Below are 15,548 nucleotides of genomic sequence, written 5' to 3'. Positions count from 1 at the left end.
AGCAGCACTGCCGCTCGACAACGGATCGCGACGATCGCGATCGTTGGTGATCGGCGACCAAGGCGACTGCACCGGCTCCTTTGAACTTTGAATTTTGTCGACCGGAGAATTCGGTTCCGGAGCGTTCAACTGCGACGGCGCGTTTGTGTTGAGACCTGTTGGCGCGGGAATCGACTCGGGCATCGATGGCCCCGCATGGAATGGCGTCTCGGGCTCCAAGGCGGAGGAACCACTGCCGAGTCCTTGTGAAGGAAGCGGAGCGGCAGGCCCTTGCGGCGCGGGCATTTGCGGACTGGAATTTTGCGGACTGGGCAGCAGCGGTGTGTCGGCACCCGGAGCCGGCTTTTGGCTCGGAGCAGCCGGTGCATCCAGCGGACGCATCGCCTCGGCAGGTGTTTGCGGGCGATGGGGTGCGGGCAAATCCTCTGCTTTGGGAGTCCGAATGTCTTCCACACCGCCAAACGCCCCCGCCTGAGGCAGGCCCGACTGTCCCGCCGACTGTCCCGCCGACTGTGTTCCGCCGCCAGGGGCACCTGCCGCTTCCGGGCCGACCGGTTCCGACATCATCCCCGGGGGCAAAGGCAGCATCTCGGGTCCATCCAGTGAGGCGGGCCCGTCGTTGGAATGAGACGCTCCGCCGGGCAGATCGCCAAACCCTTGAAAAATCCCCTGCCCAAACGAGGGACCATAACCGCTGGGTCCGGATGCAAACCGCGTGGTGGCTTTCGACGCGACCCGCGGTTTTTGAACCAGTTCGCTGACGATCGTTTCGTTCCCCGCTTGATCCAGCGCCCGCAGACGCAGCGACAATTGCTTCCAATCGTCCTCGGGATGCAATTGCAACCGGCCGATGTTTCCTTCTCGTTCCAATGTTGCCAGTTGCCAACGGCGAGTCGTGTCGGTGACATAGTGGACCGTCAATTGACGGACTTCGGTGGCATCTTGAATCGAAAACTTGGCGACCACTCGTCCATCCGCATCCGCGTCGGCACGCAGATCGATTTTGGGCCCCTCCGTGTCCACCACCACTTTCAATTCGGGAACGATCGGCCCCGGTGGATACGGACGCCCGTTGACATCCAACGTTCGAGTTGCGAACCAAAACGTCCCTTCACCTGATTCGCGAATGTGAAACTGGCGAGCGTCAGGTGGCTGGCGATCGAGCAGTTTCCATTGGCCGGGTGCCACACCCGATAGATTCCGCGTGCCAACTTCCGCGTAGGGGTTGGCTTGAGGGGACGGCACCGAGTGTGGTTCGCGCGAGCTCCCCGGAGTTGTTTCTGACAGATCGGCTGGATTGGGTTGGTTTGCAGGGACCGCCACGTACAATTGCACCTCCGCAGGTGCCGTCCCAGCCGTCGCAATGTTGAAGGGAATTTGGAACGAGTCCGAATTCATGACCACATCGACCACTTCCTGAGCCGACGTGACCTGCGATTCCGTCACCGCGCCGCCGGCGAATCCCGCCACGGCGGCGACCGCAATCAAAGCACGCTGAAACGCGGCTGAGCGACGGATCAATCGACTTTGGTGCTGGTCAAATCGCATGGTTTGGTCAGAATCTGTTTGGGCGTGAATTTTGAGCGCACCGCGCATAGACAATCCGTGTTTCGAACATCGGCTTTTCCCGACTGTGGACTTCAACCATTGACCACGAACAATCCTCAAAATCGCTATGACTACGATGTCGTCGTCATCGGAGCCGGCCACGCGGGAACCGAGGCGGCCGCTGCTGCCGCTCGTCTGGGCGCCAAAACCGCTCTCCTGACGACGAATCTGGACACGGTCGGGCAGATGTCCTGCAACCCAGCCATCGGCGGCGTCGCCAAAGGACAAATCGTTCGCGAAGTCGACGCTCTGGGTGGCTTGATGGGCGAAGCGATCGACGCCACGGGCATCCAATTTCGGATGCTCAACCGCCGCAAAGGCCCGGCGATGCACAGCCCGCGGGCACAAGCGGACAAAAAGGCCTATCAAAACTTCATCAAGTATCGAATCGAAACCCAGCCCAATCTCGACCTACGCCAAGAAACGGTCGAGGACTTGATCACCGAACCGATAGCCGACGGACAAGACCGCTTGGCAACCCAGCGAGTCGTCGGTGTCCGGGTTCGCGGCGACGCGGTCTATCACGCCCCCACGGTGATCCTGACGACCGGCACGTTCTTGCAAGCGATCATGCACACCGGCAAGTCGCAATCCGCGGGCGGTCGAGCCGGCGAAGGCACCACCGCCGGACTCAGCGGCGCGCTGAACCGAATGGGCTTCACGTTGGATCGGTTCAAAACAGGCACACCGCCGCGGCTCAACGCTCGCACGATCGATTACTCGGGATTGGAAGAGCAACCCGGTGACGATGACCCGCAGCCGTTCAGCTACCTCAACGATACCATCGGCTTGCCCCAAATGGCTTGCCACATCGCGCACACCAACGAACGCGTGCACGATCTGATCCGAGCGAACTTGGATCGTGCCCCGATGTACAGCGGCCAAATCGATTCCCGCGGACCCCGCTATTGCCCCTCCATCGAAGACAAAGTCGTTCGCTTTGCTGACAAATCCAGCCACCAATTGTTCCTTGAACCCGAAGGCCGACAAACCTGCGAGGTGTACGTCAACGGCATCTCGACCAGCCTGCCACGGGACGTTCAAGACGCGATGTTCCGCTGCATTCCCGGTTTGGAAAACGCCGCGATCATGCGATACGGGTACGCCGTCGAATACGACTACTGCCCGCCGACTCAGTTGTGGCCGCACCTGGAATCCAAAGCCGTCACGGGTCTGTTTTTTGCCGGCCAAATCAACGGCACAACAGGGTACGAAGAAGCCGCCGGCCAGGGCTTGATCGCGGGCCTGAACGCCGCTCGCTCGGCTGCCTCGAAAACGCCATGGGTGCCTTCCCGGCAAGACGCTTACATCGGCGTGTTGGTCGACGATTTGGTGACCAGCGGCACGGACGAGCCCTACCGAATGTTCACCAGCCGCGCTGAATATCGGTTGCTGCTGCGGCAAGACAACGCCGACCGTCGGCTGACCGCTCAAGCCGATGAACTGGGACTGATCGACGCCGATCGCCGCGAACGGTTCCATCAAAAGCTGGCCGAAATTGAACGCGGGACCAAGCTGCTACAACAAGCCAAAGTCCAACCCGAATCTGGTCCAGCCGTTCGCGGCGACGTCTACCTGCGTCGTCCCGAGGTGACCTGGGATGTGATCGCCGAGCAAGTCCCTGAACTGACCAGCATTGGCCGAGCGGCTGCCGAACAATGTGCCATCGACGTCAAGTACGCCGGCTACATCGATCGCCAACAAGCGGAAGTCCACAAGCAATCGCGTCACGCCGAAAAGGCGATTCCCGTTTCGTTTGACTACGACCGGATCGGGCCGCTTCGAAACGAAGCGAAAGAAAAACTTGCCAAGATTCGCCCGTTGAACTTGGGACAAGCCAAACGGATCAGCGGCATCACACCAGCCGACTTGGCACTCGTGCTCGCTCACCTCGAAAACAATTCGCTCTCGCAAGCGAACTCCTCCGCGGCGTCGGACGACATCGCTCAACCCCACTCCTCAGCTTCGGATTCCCATTGACCGCCGATCCAAAGACGCCAAGCCCCAATCAAAAAAGCTCCTTCGCAATGATGTGCTGCGCCCACGGCGCGGAGACCTTGGTCAAAGAACAAATTGCCAGCGAAGGATGGCGACTCGCTTTTTCGCGTCCGGGATTTGTCACCGCCAAGCACGATCAAAATCGACAACCACCTACCGGGGTCTTCATTCGCACCGCGTCTCGATCGCTTGGATCCGCCAAAGGCAATCACTCGTCCGAGATGATTCAGAAGCTGCAACACTCGATCGCGTCCGAGAAGGTGCCATTCGACCAATTGCATGTTTGGCCACGAGACCGGACGGCGATCGGTCGATTCGATTTTGAACCCGGCATCGACGAAGTCTCCGCGGCGGTTGCTGACGAGATCTGGTCCGCTCTGCACGATGGTTCAACCTCCGAAGGCCCAGGATTGCTGTGTGCTCGACCAAATCAAATTGCCGAGAACGGCCAACGAATCCTGGACGTCGTGTTGGTTGATCCCTCGCAGTGGTTCTTCGGCACTCACGAATCGACCACGCTGCCGACACGCTGGCCGGGCGGTGTTCAACCCATCAAGCCGGCCTACGAACCGATTTCCCGCGCCTACTTCAAAGCGGCAGAATCGATCGCTTGGAGTGGATTCGACATGCGACCGGGTGATTTGGCCGTGGAAGTCGGAAGTGCTCCCGGAGGAGCCTGCGGCCGATTGCTGGAACTGGGCATGCAAGTCATCGGCGTCGACCCAGCCGAGATGGACCCGCGAATCGCCGACCACCCCCGATTCATCCACTACCCCGCCCGAGCAGGTGACCTGCCAAGACGAGTTTTTCGCGGCGCCAAGTGGTTGCTGGTCGACTCGACAGTCAAACCGGACGCCACGCTCAGCACCGTCCGCAACATGGTGGACAGTCGCGAAACGAGTTTCCGTGGTCTACTGATCACAATGAAACTGGGGGAATACGAAAACGCGACGCACGTCGAACGCTGGTGCAATTTCATTCGCACCTGGGGAATCGAACGTCTGGAAGTCCGCCAATTGGCTCGCAACCGCTGCGAAGTCTGCGTCGCCGTGACGATGCCCTCCTGAGTGGTGACACAGCCGATTCCAAAGTGTCCTCCTGCAAACCGACCCTCCAGTGACATCACGCCCTGAAATCTGGATGCCAGTGACACTCGAGAGGGAACCCCCAGCATTCGCTTCTTTTCGAGTGTTTTTCCGATCCAGCCAAATCAGAAGGCCTGGTGTCCCAGCTTCCCAACTGCATTCCGGGCGTGAGTCGCTCAACGCCTGGCGAAACACCACTCAAAAGCAGCCCGACCAACCCAAGAAAGTATTTAAACACCCCCTCCTCTGGGAATCCGTGCACAAGCAACACAAGATCGCGGTAAGGGAGCGCCCCGATCTATTCATCCATCTTTCACACAACGAATCTTGTCCCTTCCCCTCATCCTGCCTACACTTCGTTCGCACAACTTACCCAATCTTCCATGAATTTGATTTTCTCGGTGATTTTGCCGTGACTTTTAGGTTGATTCTGACAAGACTGTTGGGCAAGGAGGCGGAGAATCCATCTCTGCTTTCGATGACAGATGAATTTTAGGCAATTGAGACACCCTAACCAGAGACACACCATGAAACGCTTTGCTGCCTTCGCCGGCATGCTCGCGATGACGATGACCGTCGCCGTCGCTCAAGATTCGACCTCGCAGGATTCAAACGTCAAACTGAACAATCACCTGACAGTTCCTCAGTGGGTGAACCCTGCTGTTGCTGGCGAACTCTCGGGTCGTTTGATTCTCCCATCGACTGACGGAACCTCGGAAACGATTGCGGATGCGACCGTCGTGATGACCGACGCATCGGGAAAGACCTTGCGTTCGAAGAGCAACGCCGAAGGCGAATTCACTTTCAGCGACGTGAACCCTGGGGTTTACGCCTTGTCCGCTCGTGCTGACGGGGTCTTCGCTTGCTGTGCAATGCACGTTGTCAGCGACGACATGGCATCGTCGGAGATGTATCCCAAGACCGCTGAAATCGCTGCGGCTGGCATCGACTACTCGATCATCAAATCGTCGATCATTCGCTACTTGCCACCTGCCGGCAAAGACAGCTTGACTTCGATTGCCAAAGCGGACCTGAAGGGCATCTCGAGCCAAGTCGTTGGCGAGAACCTGTTCCGCGTCGCCCAAACCAACGGTGGCATGAAAGGCCGCATCCACATGGCTGGTGCAGAAGGACGCAGCCTGACGGACGCTGGATTGTTGAACATCTTCTTGATTCACGACGGCGAAACCATCGACCGTGTTGTGAGCAACCGTGACGGATCGTTCGAATTCGCAGGCGTCGAAGCCGGTGAATACTCGATCTTGGCAATTGGCTTGTCCGGTTTGGGCATGGCTGGTTTCGAACTGGTCGACGAAGCAACTGCCAACGCAGAAACCGCCATGGTCAACGCAAGTGGCGAAACGTTCGTTGGATTTGGTCACCGCCAAAACAACTGCTGCTGCTGTTGCACTCAATTCGCCATGCAAGTCGCTCCGTTGCCAATGGCAATCGAAGCTTGCAACGAAGTCGTGATCGGTGAATCGATCGTCGTCGAAGAAACCATCGTCGATGAAGGCATGATCGTCGAAGACGGCCTCGGTGCTCCCGTGGACGCCTTCGGCAACCCAGTGGACTCGTTCGGTAACCCTGTCGGTGGCGGCGGATTCGCTGGCGGTGGCGGATACGCTGGTGGCGGCGGAGGCGGTGGCTTCGGCGGCGGACTGGGCGGAATCGCTTCGTTGGCCGGTTTGGGCATCGTTGCAGCCGCTTTGGATGACGATGACGACAACAACGTCTTTCCACCACCACCTGCCAGCCCACTTGTTCCCTGATCATCTTTTTGATCTGAACTAACATCAAAGGTCGCGGGACCGTCTCAACCCGCGGCCTTTTTTCATGCGCCGATCGTCGGCACCTTGCCTTTCTGGCATAATGCTCGAAACTCTGATCTTCCCCCTCCTCTCGCCCCATTCCCACCTGAGGCCCCCATGAGTCTTGTTGAAGGTGCTCCCGCCCCAATCGACCCCGAAGTCCAAGCCGCTGCGGCCAAGGCACTCGATCAACTCAACGAACACACGCTCAAGACAGTGCATTGGCACTTCAGCGATGAAACGGGCTCTCCGTTCTGGTTGGAAAAAAAGGCGGAACTCAACTTCGACCCGCTCACGGATGTGAAATCGTTCGATGACCTGAAGAAGTTCCCGCACTTTGAAGATGAATGGCTGCGTGGTGGCCCCATCAATCGCTGGGTCCCCAAAGGACATGCGGGCAAACCGGTTTATGTCTTTGAAACCGGTGGGACGACCGGCATCCCCAAAAGCCGAATGGTGATCGAGGATCACTGGAAAGATTACGAACTGTTCAGCGACACGCTGCCGGACGAACATTTCCCCAAAGGCTCGAACTGGTTGATGCTTGGCCCAAGTGGCCCGCGTCGCTTGCGTTTGGCAGTCGAACACCTCGCTCAACATCGCGGCGGCATCTGCTTCTGCATCGACTTGGACCCCCGCTGGGTCGTGAAGTTGATCAAGAAAGGCTGGATGGAACATCTTGAGGAATACAAGAAACACTGCATCGATCAGGCGATCACAATCCTGACCGCCGGCCACGATGTGAAGTGCATGTTTGCCACGCCCAAGTTGCTTGAATCTTTGAGCGAAGGGCTCGAAGAAAAAGGCACCTCCCTGGCGGAAGTCGGCATCAAAGGAATCTTCTCCGGTGGCACGGAGTTCACTCCCCAATGGACTCGCTTCGCCGTTGAGGAAATGCTGGGTGGCTCTCCCGAAGAAGGCGGTGTCTTCATGACCCCCACTTACGGAAACACCTTGATGGGGCTCGCCTGCAGCAAACCCATCAATGCCGCGGACGGTTACAAGATCAGCTACTACGCCCCCCAACCACGAGCCGTCACCGAAGTGGTGCAGTTCGATGACTACAACACGAAAGTGGGCTACGGGGAAACCGGCCGCGTGAAGCTGTACACGCTGACGGATGAATTCTTTGTGCCAGGGTTCATGGAACGTGACGAAGGCGAACGCGAACAGCCATTTGATACCTATCCCTGGGATGGTGTCAGTGGCGTGCGTCCGTTCCACGAATTGGCGAGCGCCACAACAGTCGGCGTCTATTGATCGACGCCACTGATCGGCTCATCAACCTCCCTCTCGCTCAACCTCCGATTTCATTTCGACTTCTATGATCACACTGAATCCTCTTCGTTGGGGCAAACAATACGAGTCCCTCGATTTCAACGACGTTGTTCACTTCGACACTGGTGAACCGATCGCACGCATCGGCACGGTTGGCGGAGGCATTGTCGGCCGCGATTTGCGAGTGGCTCATAAAGCTCGCGAAGCCTTGCTGGAGGTGCCCACCAGCGACCTGCTGCAAATGTGCCGCAAGGCAGCCGAGTTGTTTGAGAGCGCCGCTTTGCCGGTCGGTGACTCGCAGCAAACGGTGGATGACTTCATTCATCAACAATCGGCCAGCACCGGACTGCCCGAGCACATGTGCCGGTCGAACATGACCAAGAACAGCTTCGTGCTCAGCAACATGGAACAGATCCTCGATTGCCTGACCCGTGGTTTGGATCTTTCGATCCTGTCCAAAGGCTACGGCGAAGAAGGCCGCGGCGTGACGGTCAGCTACCAAGCTCAAACGCCGATCCTCGGTGCGATCCTTCCCAACAATTCGCCTGGCGTTCATACGCTGTGGCTGCCTGCGATTCCGCTGCAGATTGGGCTGGCTCTCAAACCGGGTTCGCAAGAACCCTGGACGCCTTATCGAATGGTATCCGCCTTTATCGAAGCCGGTGTTCCTGCCGCGGCCTTTGGTTTGTACCCCGGCGGACATGACGCTGGTGGAGCGATCATGTCCAAGACATCGCGCAGCATGATCTTCGGCAGCGCTCAAACGATCGCTCAACATGCTGGCAACCCCAAGGTTCAACCACACGGGCCTGGGTTCTCCAAGATCCTGCTTGGCGACGACATTGTTGACGATTGGGAAATGTTCTTGGATGTGATGGTGGAAAGCGTGCTCAGCAATTCGGGTCGCAGTTGCATCAACTGCTCCGGAATTTGGGCCAGCCGGCACACCCGCGAAATCGCGGCCGCGATTGCCGAACGCATCGGCCCAGTCGACGTCCGTCCGCCAAGTGATCCAGAAGCCCAATTGGCGGCCTTCACGGTTCCCGCGATGGCCACGGGAACCTACGCCATGGTTCAGCAGGACTTGGCCGAAAGCGGCGTCACCGACATGACCGCTGAATACGGCGAGAAACTGATTGAACGCGAGCACTGCGCGTACCTGCGTCCCATGGTGCTGCACGCTGATTCACCCGACCGAGGCGTCGCGTCCAAGGAATACATGTTCCCGTTCGTCAGCGTCGTGGAATGCCCGCAAGACCAAATGCTTTCTCGCATTGGCACCTCGTTGATCGGAACCGTGATCACATCGGATCAAAAATTCATCGAAGACGCATCGCGATGCGTGGACATCGACCGATTGAACATCGGCCCGCTGCCGACAAACCGCTTGAATTGGTTGCAACCGCACGAAGGGAACATCATTGAGTTCCTGTTCACCAATCGCGCCTATCAAATCGAACCGATGCCGGCCAAAACCAGCGTCTGAACCAACGGCCCGATCAGCGGGCAGAATCGCCGAACGACTCGCAGAGTTGCCGGTCATCGAAACTTGCATCAACGCCGCGAAAGCTTGCTTTCGCGGCGTTTTCTTTTGTCCCGCCAGTCGGAACCAGCCCCCAGAGGCCAACCGGTCCGTGAAGGCGTTCCGCACCGTTGCGATTGCAGAGGTTGTTCCGGTTGCGCCGACGTGTTGCGAAAACACCCCAAGAAACGCACGCCTGTTGTCGCTTGCCCACAAATGTGACCTACCTTTCAGCAGACCAATCTCGATCACCAGCATCATGAACGATCGTACGAGTTGGTCGCCGAAGCGAATGGTCCACTGAAACCGAGGGGTACGCCGAACATGATCAAGCTCACTCGACTCGATGGCGAAGCCTTTGTTCTCAACGCGGAACTGATTCGATACGTCGAACGACGTGGCGACACCTTCGTGACGCTGCTCAACGGGGAACGCTTGGCAGTCATCGAAACGATGGACGAAGTCGTCGATCGCTCCATCGAATACCAACAGCGCAAACACTTCTTGCCGCCGATGCCATCCACGCTTGGTCCAGCACCAACGGATTCCAACCTCCACACGACACCCTAGTTCGAAGAAACCAATCCAATGGACATCGCCAGTCTGCTCGGTCTGATTTTCGCGATCGGCTTGATCCTTGTTTCGATCCTGCTCGGTAGCGCCCCCTTCTCCGCCTTCATCGACATTCCGTCGGGTTTGGTGGTGGTGGGAGGTGCCTTCGCAGCCGCTTTGATCTGCTTCCCGATGGGATCGATCATGAAGAGCCCGATCATCGCTTTGAAGGTGATCTTGAACAAAGGCGAAGACCGCTTGGCGTTGATCAAATCCATCGTCGAACTCGCAGAAGTCGCCCGCCGCGATGGCCTGTTGGCACTGGAATCCAAGATCGGCGAAATCGACAACGCACTGGTGAAAACCGGCCTGCAAATGGCCGTCGACGGAACCGCACCGGAAATTGTCGAAGAGGTCCTTCGCACCGAAGTCGCTGGCATGGCGATGCGTCACCGCGAGGGCAAATCGATCATGGATCAACTCGGTCGATTCGCTCCCGCGTATGGCATGATCGGAACCTTGATGGGGCTGATCATGATGCTTCAAGACATGTCCGATCCTTCGGGGATTGGTGCCGGGATGGCCGTGGCTCTGATCACAACACTGTACGGGGCCATCGTCGCCAATGTGTTCTTCAGTCCCTTTGCTGAAAAACTGGGCCTGATGAGCCGCAACGAACAACTCAGCATGGAAATCGCGATTCGCGGCGTCATGGCGATTCAATCAGGTGAAAGCCCCCGAGCAATCGACCAGAAACTGCAAACCTACCTACCAGCCAAACAACGGGAACTGCAGTAATGGACGATGAACCAGAAGAAATGGGCATCCCGGAATGGGTGGTTACATTCGGCGACATGATGAGTTTGTTGCTGACGTTCTTCATCATGCTGGTCTCACTCAGTGAGATCAAATAAGAGGACACGTACCAGGCACTCGTCGACTCGATGCAGCAACAATTCGGTTACAAACGAACACTCGATGCCTTGGCACCGGGAGACTCCAAACCGCGATCAGCGGAATTCTCGGTGCTCTCCACCACGGGGCGAGCCAAGAAAAAAGACACCGCCAAAGGTGGCGTTCCCGAAAAAGCCCCCGTTGGCGAAGAACAACACGTCCGTATCATCCGCCCCGGCAACATGACCGCGGTGGGCAGCGTCGTGTTCTTTGAAGTGGGTAGCGACAGGCTGACTCCCGCCAGTCAACGCATCCTGCAGCAAACCGCGAAACAACTTCGTGGCAAACCTCAACGAATCGAAGTCCGTGGACACGTTTCGGCTGAGTTTGCTGCTCGTACCATTGGTACCGATGAAGGCATGCTGCTGGCGATCCGACGGGCCGCCGCGGTCAAACGGTACTTGGTGTCGCAAGAAGGCATTGCCTCCGATCGCTTCCGAGTCTCCTCAGCCGAAGCAACCGAACCAATCACCCGCAACGCGACGACCACTAAATTCGGCAACGACTCGCGTGTCGAAGTGTTCTTGCTCGATGAAACAGTAGAGGACCCCAAAGGGACCTCCGATTCCGATTCCAAAATCCAAGGTCCAAAGGCTTAAGGCAAACCGATGGCCGATGAAACTAAAAACGACGGCAAACCGGAACTGGAAGATGCCCCGGCGAAACCTCGCAGCAACACCAGCCTGATCGTGCTGTTTGTGGGGATGGTGGTCGTACTGGAAACCGGGATGTTCTTCTTTCTGGTCCCCAGCGCGGAACAAGTCAGCGCCCTGGCTGAAGCCGAGTTGATTCAGTCCGTCCAAGAAGGCGCCGAAAAGGCAGAAGAGGAACTCTCCGACGAAAATCGGGAAATTGAATTCGACCTGGGAACCTTCGGCGAGACCTTCAGCCCCATCGAAACAGAGCGGTCCTTTCGAGTCGAGCTCAGGTTGTACGGGCTGATTCGCAAGAAAAACCAGGAAAAAATGACGAAGGAATTCACCGCGAAAAACGGGCGGCTTCGGCACGCGATTCGAATGAAAATCCGAAATAGCGAACTTCCTGAACTACAAGACAACCAATTGGGCTTGTTACAGCGTCGAATTTTGACGACATGTAATCATCTTCTGGACGAAGATTTACTGCTGGGAGTCGGGTTTCACGAATACCAGCTCATCGAGGAGTGACACGGAGTGGACGATCGTGAGCGAGACGGAGAATCAAACGGAATCCAGCGAACAACTCAATACAGATGATATTGAGGCGTTGCTCAATGAAGCGTCCCAGTCCCTCGCAGCGGCGACAGGCGACAAAGAAAGCGATCAGCGGGATGTCCCTCGACCTTTCGCTCTAGGCGATCTATCTCCCAACTCGCTCGGCGAAGCAGCCCACGATGTCGATTTACTCGGCGAAGTGGAAATGGACCTCCGGATCGAATTGGGACGCACCCAGATGCGGCTCGAAGAAGTCCTGCGTTTGCGTCCTGGCAGTGTGGTCGCTTTGGACAAACTGGCGGGTGACCCCGTCGACATCTACGTGAACGGACGCATGATTGCACGCGGAGAAGTCTTGGTCATGAATGACAACTTCTGCGTTCGTGTGACCGAACTGGTTGGAGCTGCGTCATGACGAATGTGCTCCGTGTGGCTGCCAAAGCTTCTGTCAAAATCACCCCTGCCACTTCCGTCCTGGTTGCCCTCTTGGCCTGCTGTTGCGCTCGCGGCGTTGCGGCGGCTGATGAAGGCTACGGCTTTGACTCCTCCTACGGCAACAACGCCGACTCCACTTACGCGGCCGATGTCCTGCCCTCACGCACCGCGTCACCAGAACCACCCAAGGTTGTCGGGCGTGGATTCCCTGCCCTGTCGATGGGCGAAAATCAATCAGATTCATCTGCTTACCAACTGCCATCGGAACGCCAAGGTTCGGGAATCGAATTGTCGCCCGATGGCGAATCCTCTCGGTCAAAAAACATCGCCCCACTGGTCACGGTTGGATCCAGTCTTGCCATCGTGCTGGCGTTGTTCTGTGGTCTTGTTTGGGTCAGTCGCCGATTTGGAGGTGGATCCGCCGCGTCCAAACCGCTTTCCGCGTCCACCCTCAGTCCACTCGGGCACATGATGCTCGACCCACGCACCAAACTGGTGCTCGTCAAATGTGGTCGTCGCGTGCTGGTACTCAGCCAAACGGCTTCCGGCGTCACGCCAATTTCAGAGGTCACGGATCCCGACGAAGTCCGTGAGTTGATCGCGAGTTGCTCTTCCGAAGCACGAGCGGTCTTCGAACAAACCATGCGTCAAATCGAAAGTGAGCCAGTGGCGTCCGGGTTCGTCGAACGCCCTGCCGTCTCACCCCCACCGGCTAAACCACGTCGGCTATTCGCTTCGGCGTAGTGGCCCCCAACAACTCACTGGTAGAAGGTGCCGCACGGTCAATGGTGGCGTGACGCAGCACAGCGCCCGCCATCGCCATTCCACTGAGGAAGGCACCCTCGATCCGCGGGCCGCCACACCAGTCCCCACATGCTCCTAGGCCCGTGGTCGCATCCCACAAACAATCGGTCTCCAGTGGCGAGACGGGATTGGCATAACGCCAACGATGAACCTGACGCTCGATCACGTTTGTAAATCGGCGTCCTGTTGCCTCTTCCATTGCGTGCAGCAATTGCGAACCAACCCACTCGGGATCCTGCTCGAGATGTTGCTGCGACCAATCCGCGGAAGCGTGCAAGACCCACGAACTGGTAGATTCGTCGGGGACTTCCCGCCCAGGTTTCTCATCGTTTCGAGCGATCCATGACAGTGGCCCTTCGTTGATGAAGGCCCCTGAATACTCCATGCCTGACATGCCTTCCCCGCGAATCATCAGGCACCAACAAGGCAACATTTCAACCTGCTTGGCCGTGTCAGCAATGTCAGAGTGACCGCTCAATACGCTGGCCGCTTGCTCCGGCGGGCAATTGACGATCACGCAATCAAATTCGTTGTTCGGATTGTCCTTCGCCGATTCCACTGTCGACGGATGGTCTGAGCTTGCCCAGTTCAGTTGCCATCGCTCTCCCACCTGCCGCAGCGATTCCACCTTGGTTTGCAAATGCACCGTGACGTCCGCAGCCAAATGCTTGGCAACGGCATTCATACCAGGAACACCGACGTAGCGAGCCGTCCCGCATTTTTCCTTCACCACCTCCCCGCCAGGTTGCAACTCCACAATGGGCTGCATCCAGGGCGCGACCAAGCCTTGATGGATCCAGCTTCGTACGTGCCTCGCGAACCGATCGTCGCGTACCGTGAAGTACTGAGCGCCGTGATCAAACCCGTCTCCTTCTGCCGCGCGTCGCGTCGCCATCCTCCCGCCAACGCCTCGCGATTTTTCAAAGACATGCACCTCCAACCCGTGGTCCGTCAGCGTCCGGGCTGCGGTCAATCCTCCCAGCCCCGCCCCCACAATCGCAACACGTGGCAATTTGGCTGCAATGGGACGACTCACCCACTGGGCAACACGCGGCAACTCAACCCGTTCTGCATGCTGGTCGACGGAGCGGGTGCGAACCGTCCCAAAGATGGGCTGCTCGGGTTTGAAAGGACGATCAAACTGGCCAAAGCACCACAGGATGCCGCTGTAACTGATCGGGCTTCTTCCGTCGATCGCGTACCGATGATTCAGGTCAATGCACTGAGCCAGCGCTTGGCAGGGCTGCGATGTCATCGCCAAAAACGCTTTGCCCCACGTCATCCGCAAATTGTTATGCAGTTCCCCATGCCGCAACAAACTCTGCTGCGCCAAATTCCAAAGCGGTTGAGATGACTTCCCGCGTGCCAGCGTTTCCCAATCGAGTTCCTCGTCACGCGGATCGTCCGCGTGCTTGGTCAACGATTCTCTTGCCCACTCTGGAATCGCCGCCATTGTGTCCAGCTCTTCCACGTGTTCGAGGCAAAACCGAAACACCATTTCCCGCCACACCACCAATTCATCCAGATACTTCTTCGCACCCAGCGCAGCGGCTTCGCGAGCAATCCGGAATGGGCTGACCATTCCATAGTGCAAATGACCACTCAGACGGCTGACGCCCAACGGATCGTCGGCATCATTCCGGCGTTCCGAGTACTTGCTCAGCGATGACTCTCGAAAACGATCCCAGCGAGCGTAACCAGCTCGCGTCCCACCGGGCGTGTCGGCGACCGGCCCAACGGAATGATCGATCTTGCAATGACGAATCAAATCCGCCAACCGAACGTCCTGAAAATCGATCGGCTCAAATCCCAACTGCCCTGTGAACTCAGCCGGCTGAACATCAGCAGGCAACTCCTCATAGGGACGCTCGACTCGGTCTGCCAACGCATCTTGGATGAGACGTCGAAACTCAAAGGCTCGCGTGGGAACGGTTGGAATCGACTGAGACGGCACAACGCAGGTCGTGTCAACCAACATGATCGGCGTCGTCACAAGACTTCGCAATCGCTCCACCCAACATGCAATCGGCGCAACAGGCATTTCCTCACTGACCAACACCGCCGCTCGTCGGCACAAATCTCTCAGGTGCGGACCGCGATGTCCCTGACGCTCCAGATGAAACGCATAATTGATTCCCTTGGCTTTCAGTTCTCGCTGAACATCGCGTGCTCCCTGCATGATGAACGCGTGATGCCGATCCGATGCGTAGGGGTACTTTTCGGACAACCCGTGATAGACCAGCAGCGGCAAACCATTTTCATGCGCCAACCACATCGCTGCGTCCAAAGCAGGATTCTCATGCCCCCG

The 15,548-nt window shown here is 57.7% G+C and carries 13 protein-coding genes and 1 pseudogene; 12 read left to right on the top strand and 2 right to left on the bottom strand.

Features of this window, described 5'->3' with window-relative positions; all coding sequences use genetic code 11:
* Nucleotides 1–1,548, bottom strand: a pseudogene (locus ACF8AM_RS23500) (hypothetical protein); the annotation flags it as partial.
* Between the two features lie 57 nt (nucleotides 1,549–1,605).
* On the opposite strand from ACF8AM_RS23500, the gene mnmG reads away from it, so the two are divergent.
* The 12 genes from mnmG (at nucleotide 1,606) to fliO (ending at nucleotide 13,180) form a co-directional block, all read left to right on the top strand.
* Complete coding sequence (gene mnmG, locus ACF8AM_RS23495) at nucleotides 1,606–3,588, top strand: tRNA uridine-5-carboxymethylaminomethyl(34) synthesis enzyme MnmG (RefSeq protein ID WP_392557989.1); 1,983 nt, start codon at nucleotides 1,606–1,608, stop codon at nucleotides 3,586–3,588.
* Nucleotides 3,585–4,673: an SAM-dependent methyltransferase gene (locus ACF8AM_RS23490; RefSeq protein WP_392557988.1), complete on the top strand. Its 1,089-nt coding sequence runs from the start codon at nucleotides 3,585–3,587 to the stop codon at nucleotides 4,671–4,673. Before mnmG ends, ACF8AM_RS23490 begins: the two co-directional genes overlap by 4 nt.
* A 545-nt stretch (nucleotides 4,674–5,218) precedes the next feature.
* Nucleotides 5,219–6,463, top strand: coding sequence for a carboxypeptidase regulatory-like domain-containing protein (locus ACF8AM_RS23485; protein ID WP_392557987.1), 1,245 nt, complete (start codon nucleotides 5,219–5,221; stop codon nucleotides 6,461–6,463).
* Nucleotides 6,464–6,619: 156 nt separating this feature from the next.
* Entirely contained in the window at nucleotides 6,620–7,762 is a 1,143-nt protein-coding gene (locus tag ACF8AM_RS23480; RefSeq protein ID WP_392557986.1) for a hypothetical protein, read from the top strand.
* A gap of 64 nt (nucleotides 7,763–7,826) precedes the next feature.
* On the top strand, nucleotides 7,827–9,266 hold the full coding sequence (locus tag ACF8AM_RS23475; RefSeq protein ID WP_392557985.1) for an aldehyde dehydrogenase family protein: 1,440 nt from the start codon (nucleotides 7,827–7,829) through the stop codon (nucleotides 9,264–9,266).
* Nucleotides 9,267–9,626: 360 nt separating this feature from the next.
* Nucleotides 9,627–9,872, top strand: coding sequence for a flagellar FlbD family protein (locus tag ACF8AM_RS23470; protein ID WP_392557984.1), 246 nt, complete (start codon nucleotides 9,627–9,629; stop codon nucleotides 9,870–9,872).
* An 18-nt stretch (nucleotides 9,873–9,890) separates the two neighbouring features.
* The gene (locus tag ACF8AM_RS23465; RefSeq protein ID WP_392557983.1) at nucleotides 9,891–10,652 is read left to right on the top strand and encodes a motility protein A; all 762 of its coding nucleotides are present in this window, start codon (nucleotides 9,891–9,893) and stop codon (nucleotides 10,650–10,652) included.
* Nucleotides 10,652–10,768: a flagellar motor protein MotB gene (locus tag ACF8AM_RS23460; RefSeq protein WP_392557982.1), complete on the top strand. Its 117-nt coding sequence runs from the start codon at nucleotides 10,652–10,654 to the stop codon at nucleotides 10,766–10,768. The genes ACF8AM_RS23465 and ACF8AM_RS23460 overlap by 1 nt, the downstream gene beginning before the upstream one ends.
* Nucleotides 10,769–10,798: 30 nt before the next feature.
* A complete protein-coding gene (locus tag ACF8AM_RS23455; protein WP_392557981.1) occupies nucleotides 10,799–11,407 on the top strand; it encodes a flagellar motor protein MotB in 609 nt (202 codons plus the stop codon).
* A 9-nt stretch (nucleotides 11,408–11,416) separates the two neighbouring features.
* Nucleotides 11,417–11,974 carry a dihydrolipoamide acetyltransferase gene (locus ACF8AM_RS23450; protein WP_392557980.1) on the top strand — a complete coding sequence of 186 codons (558 nt, stop codon included), beginning with the start codon at nucleotides 11,417–11,419 and terminating at the stop codon, nucleotides 11,972–11,974.
* A gap of 16 nt (nucleotides 11,975–11,990) precedes the next feature.
* Nucleotides 11,991–12,416: a flagellar motor switch protein FliN gene (gene fliN, locus ACF8AM_RS23445; protein WP_392557979.1), complete on the top strand. Its 426-nt coding sequence runs from the start codon at nucleotides 11,991–11,993 to the stop codon at nucleotides 12,414–12,416.
* Nucleotides 12,413–13,180 carry a flagellar biosynthetic protein FliO gene (gene fliO / locus ACF8AM_RS23440; protein WP_392557978.1) on the top strand — a complete coding sequence of 256 codons (768 nt, stop codon included), beginning with the start codon at nucleotides 12,413–12,415 and terminating at the stop codon, nucleotides 13,178–13,180. Before fliN ends, fliO begins: the two co-directional genes overlap by 4 nt.
* Here the strand turns inward: fliO and ACF8AM_RS23435 are convergent.
* A partial coding sequence (locus ACF8AM_RS23435; protein WP_392557977.1) for an NAD(P)-binding protein occupies nucleotides 13,149–15,548 on the bottom strand: 2,400 nt, incomplete at its 5' end. The two genes, fliO and ACF8AM_RS23435, sit on opposite strands and share 32 nt — an antisense overlap.

The sequence above is a fragment of the Rhodopirellula sp. JB055 genome (assembly GCF_043100905.1).
Classification (GTDB): domain Bacteria; phylum Planctomycetota; class Planctomycetia; order Pirellulales; family Pirellulaceae; genus Rhodopirellula.
Note: the sequence above shows the minus strand (reverse complement) of the source record. Positions and strands in the feature narration are given on the sequence as shown.

Coding starts and splice junctions, on each gene's coding strand:
- ACF8AM_RS23475 (WP_392557985.1), top strand. CDS start 7,827: ATGATCACACTGAATCCTCTTCGTTGGGGCAAACAATACGAGTCCCTC.
- ACF8AM_RS23470 (WP_392557984.1), top strand. CDS start 9,627: ATGATCAAGCTCACTCGACTCGATGGCGAAGCCTTTGTTCTCAACGCG.
- ACF8AM_RS23465 (WP_392557983.1), top strand. CDS start 9,891: ATGGACATCGCCAGTCTGCTCGGTCTGATTTTCGCGATCGGCTTGATC.
- ACF8AM_RS23455 (WP_392557981.1), top strand. CDS start 10,799: ATGCAGCAACAATTCGGTTACAAACGAACACTCGATGCCTTGGCACCG.
- ACF8AM_RS23485 (WP_392557987.1), top strand. CDS start 5,219: ATGAAACGCTTTGCTGCCTTCGCCGGCATGCTCGCGATGACGATGACC.
- ACF8AM_RS23450 (WP_392557980.1), top strand. CDS start 11,417: ATGGCCGATGAAACTAAAAACGACGGCAAACCGGAACTGGAAGATGCC.
- ACF8AM_RS23480 (WP_392557986.1), top strand. CDS start 6,620: ATGAGTCTTGTTGAAGGTGCTCCCGCCCCAATCGACCCCGAAGTCCAA.
- ACF8AM_RS23460 (WP_392557982.1), top strand. CDS start 10,652: ATGGACGATGAACCAGAAGAAATGGGCATCCCGGAATGGGTGGTTACA.
- fliO (WP_392557978.1), top strand. CDS start 12,413: ATGACGAATGTGCTCCGTGTGGCTGCCAAAGCTTCTGTCAAAATCACC.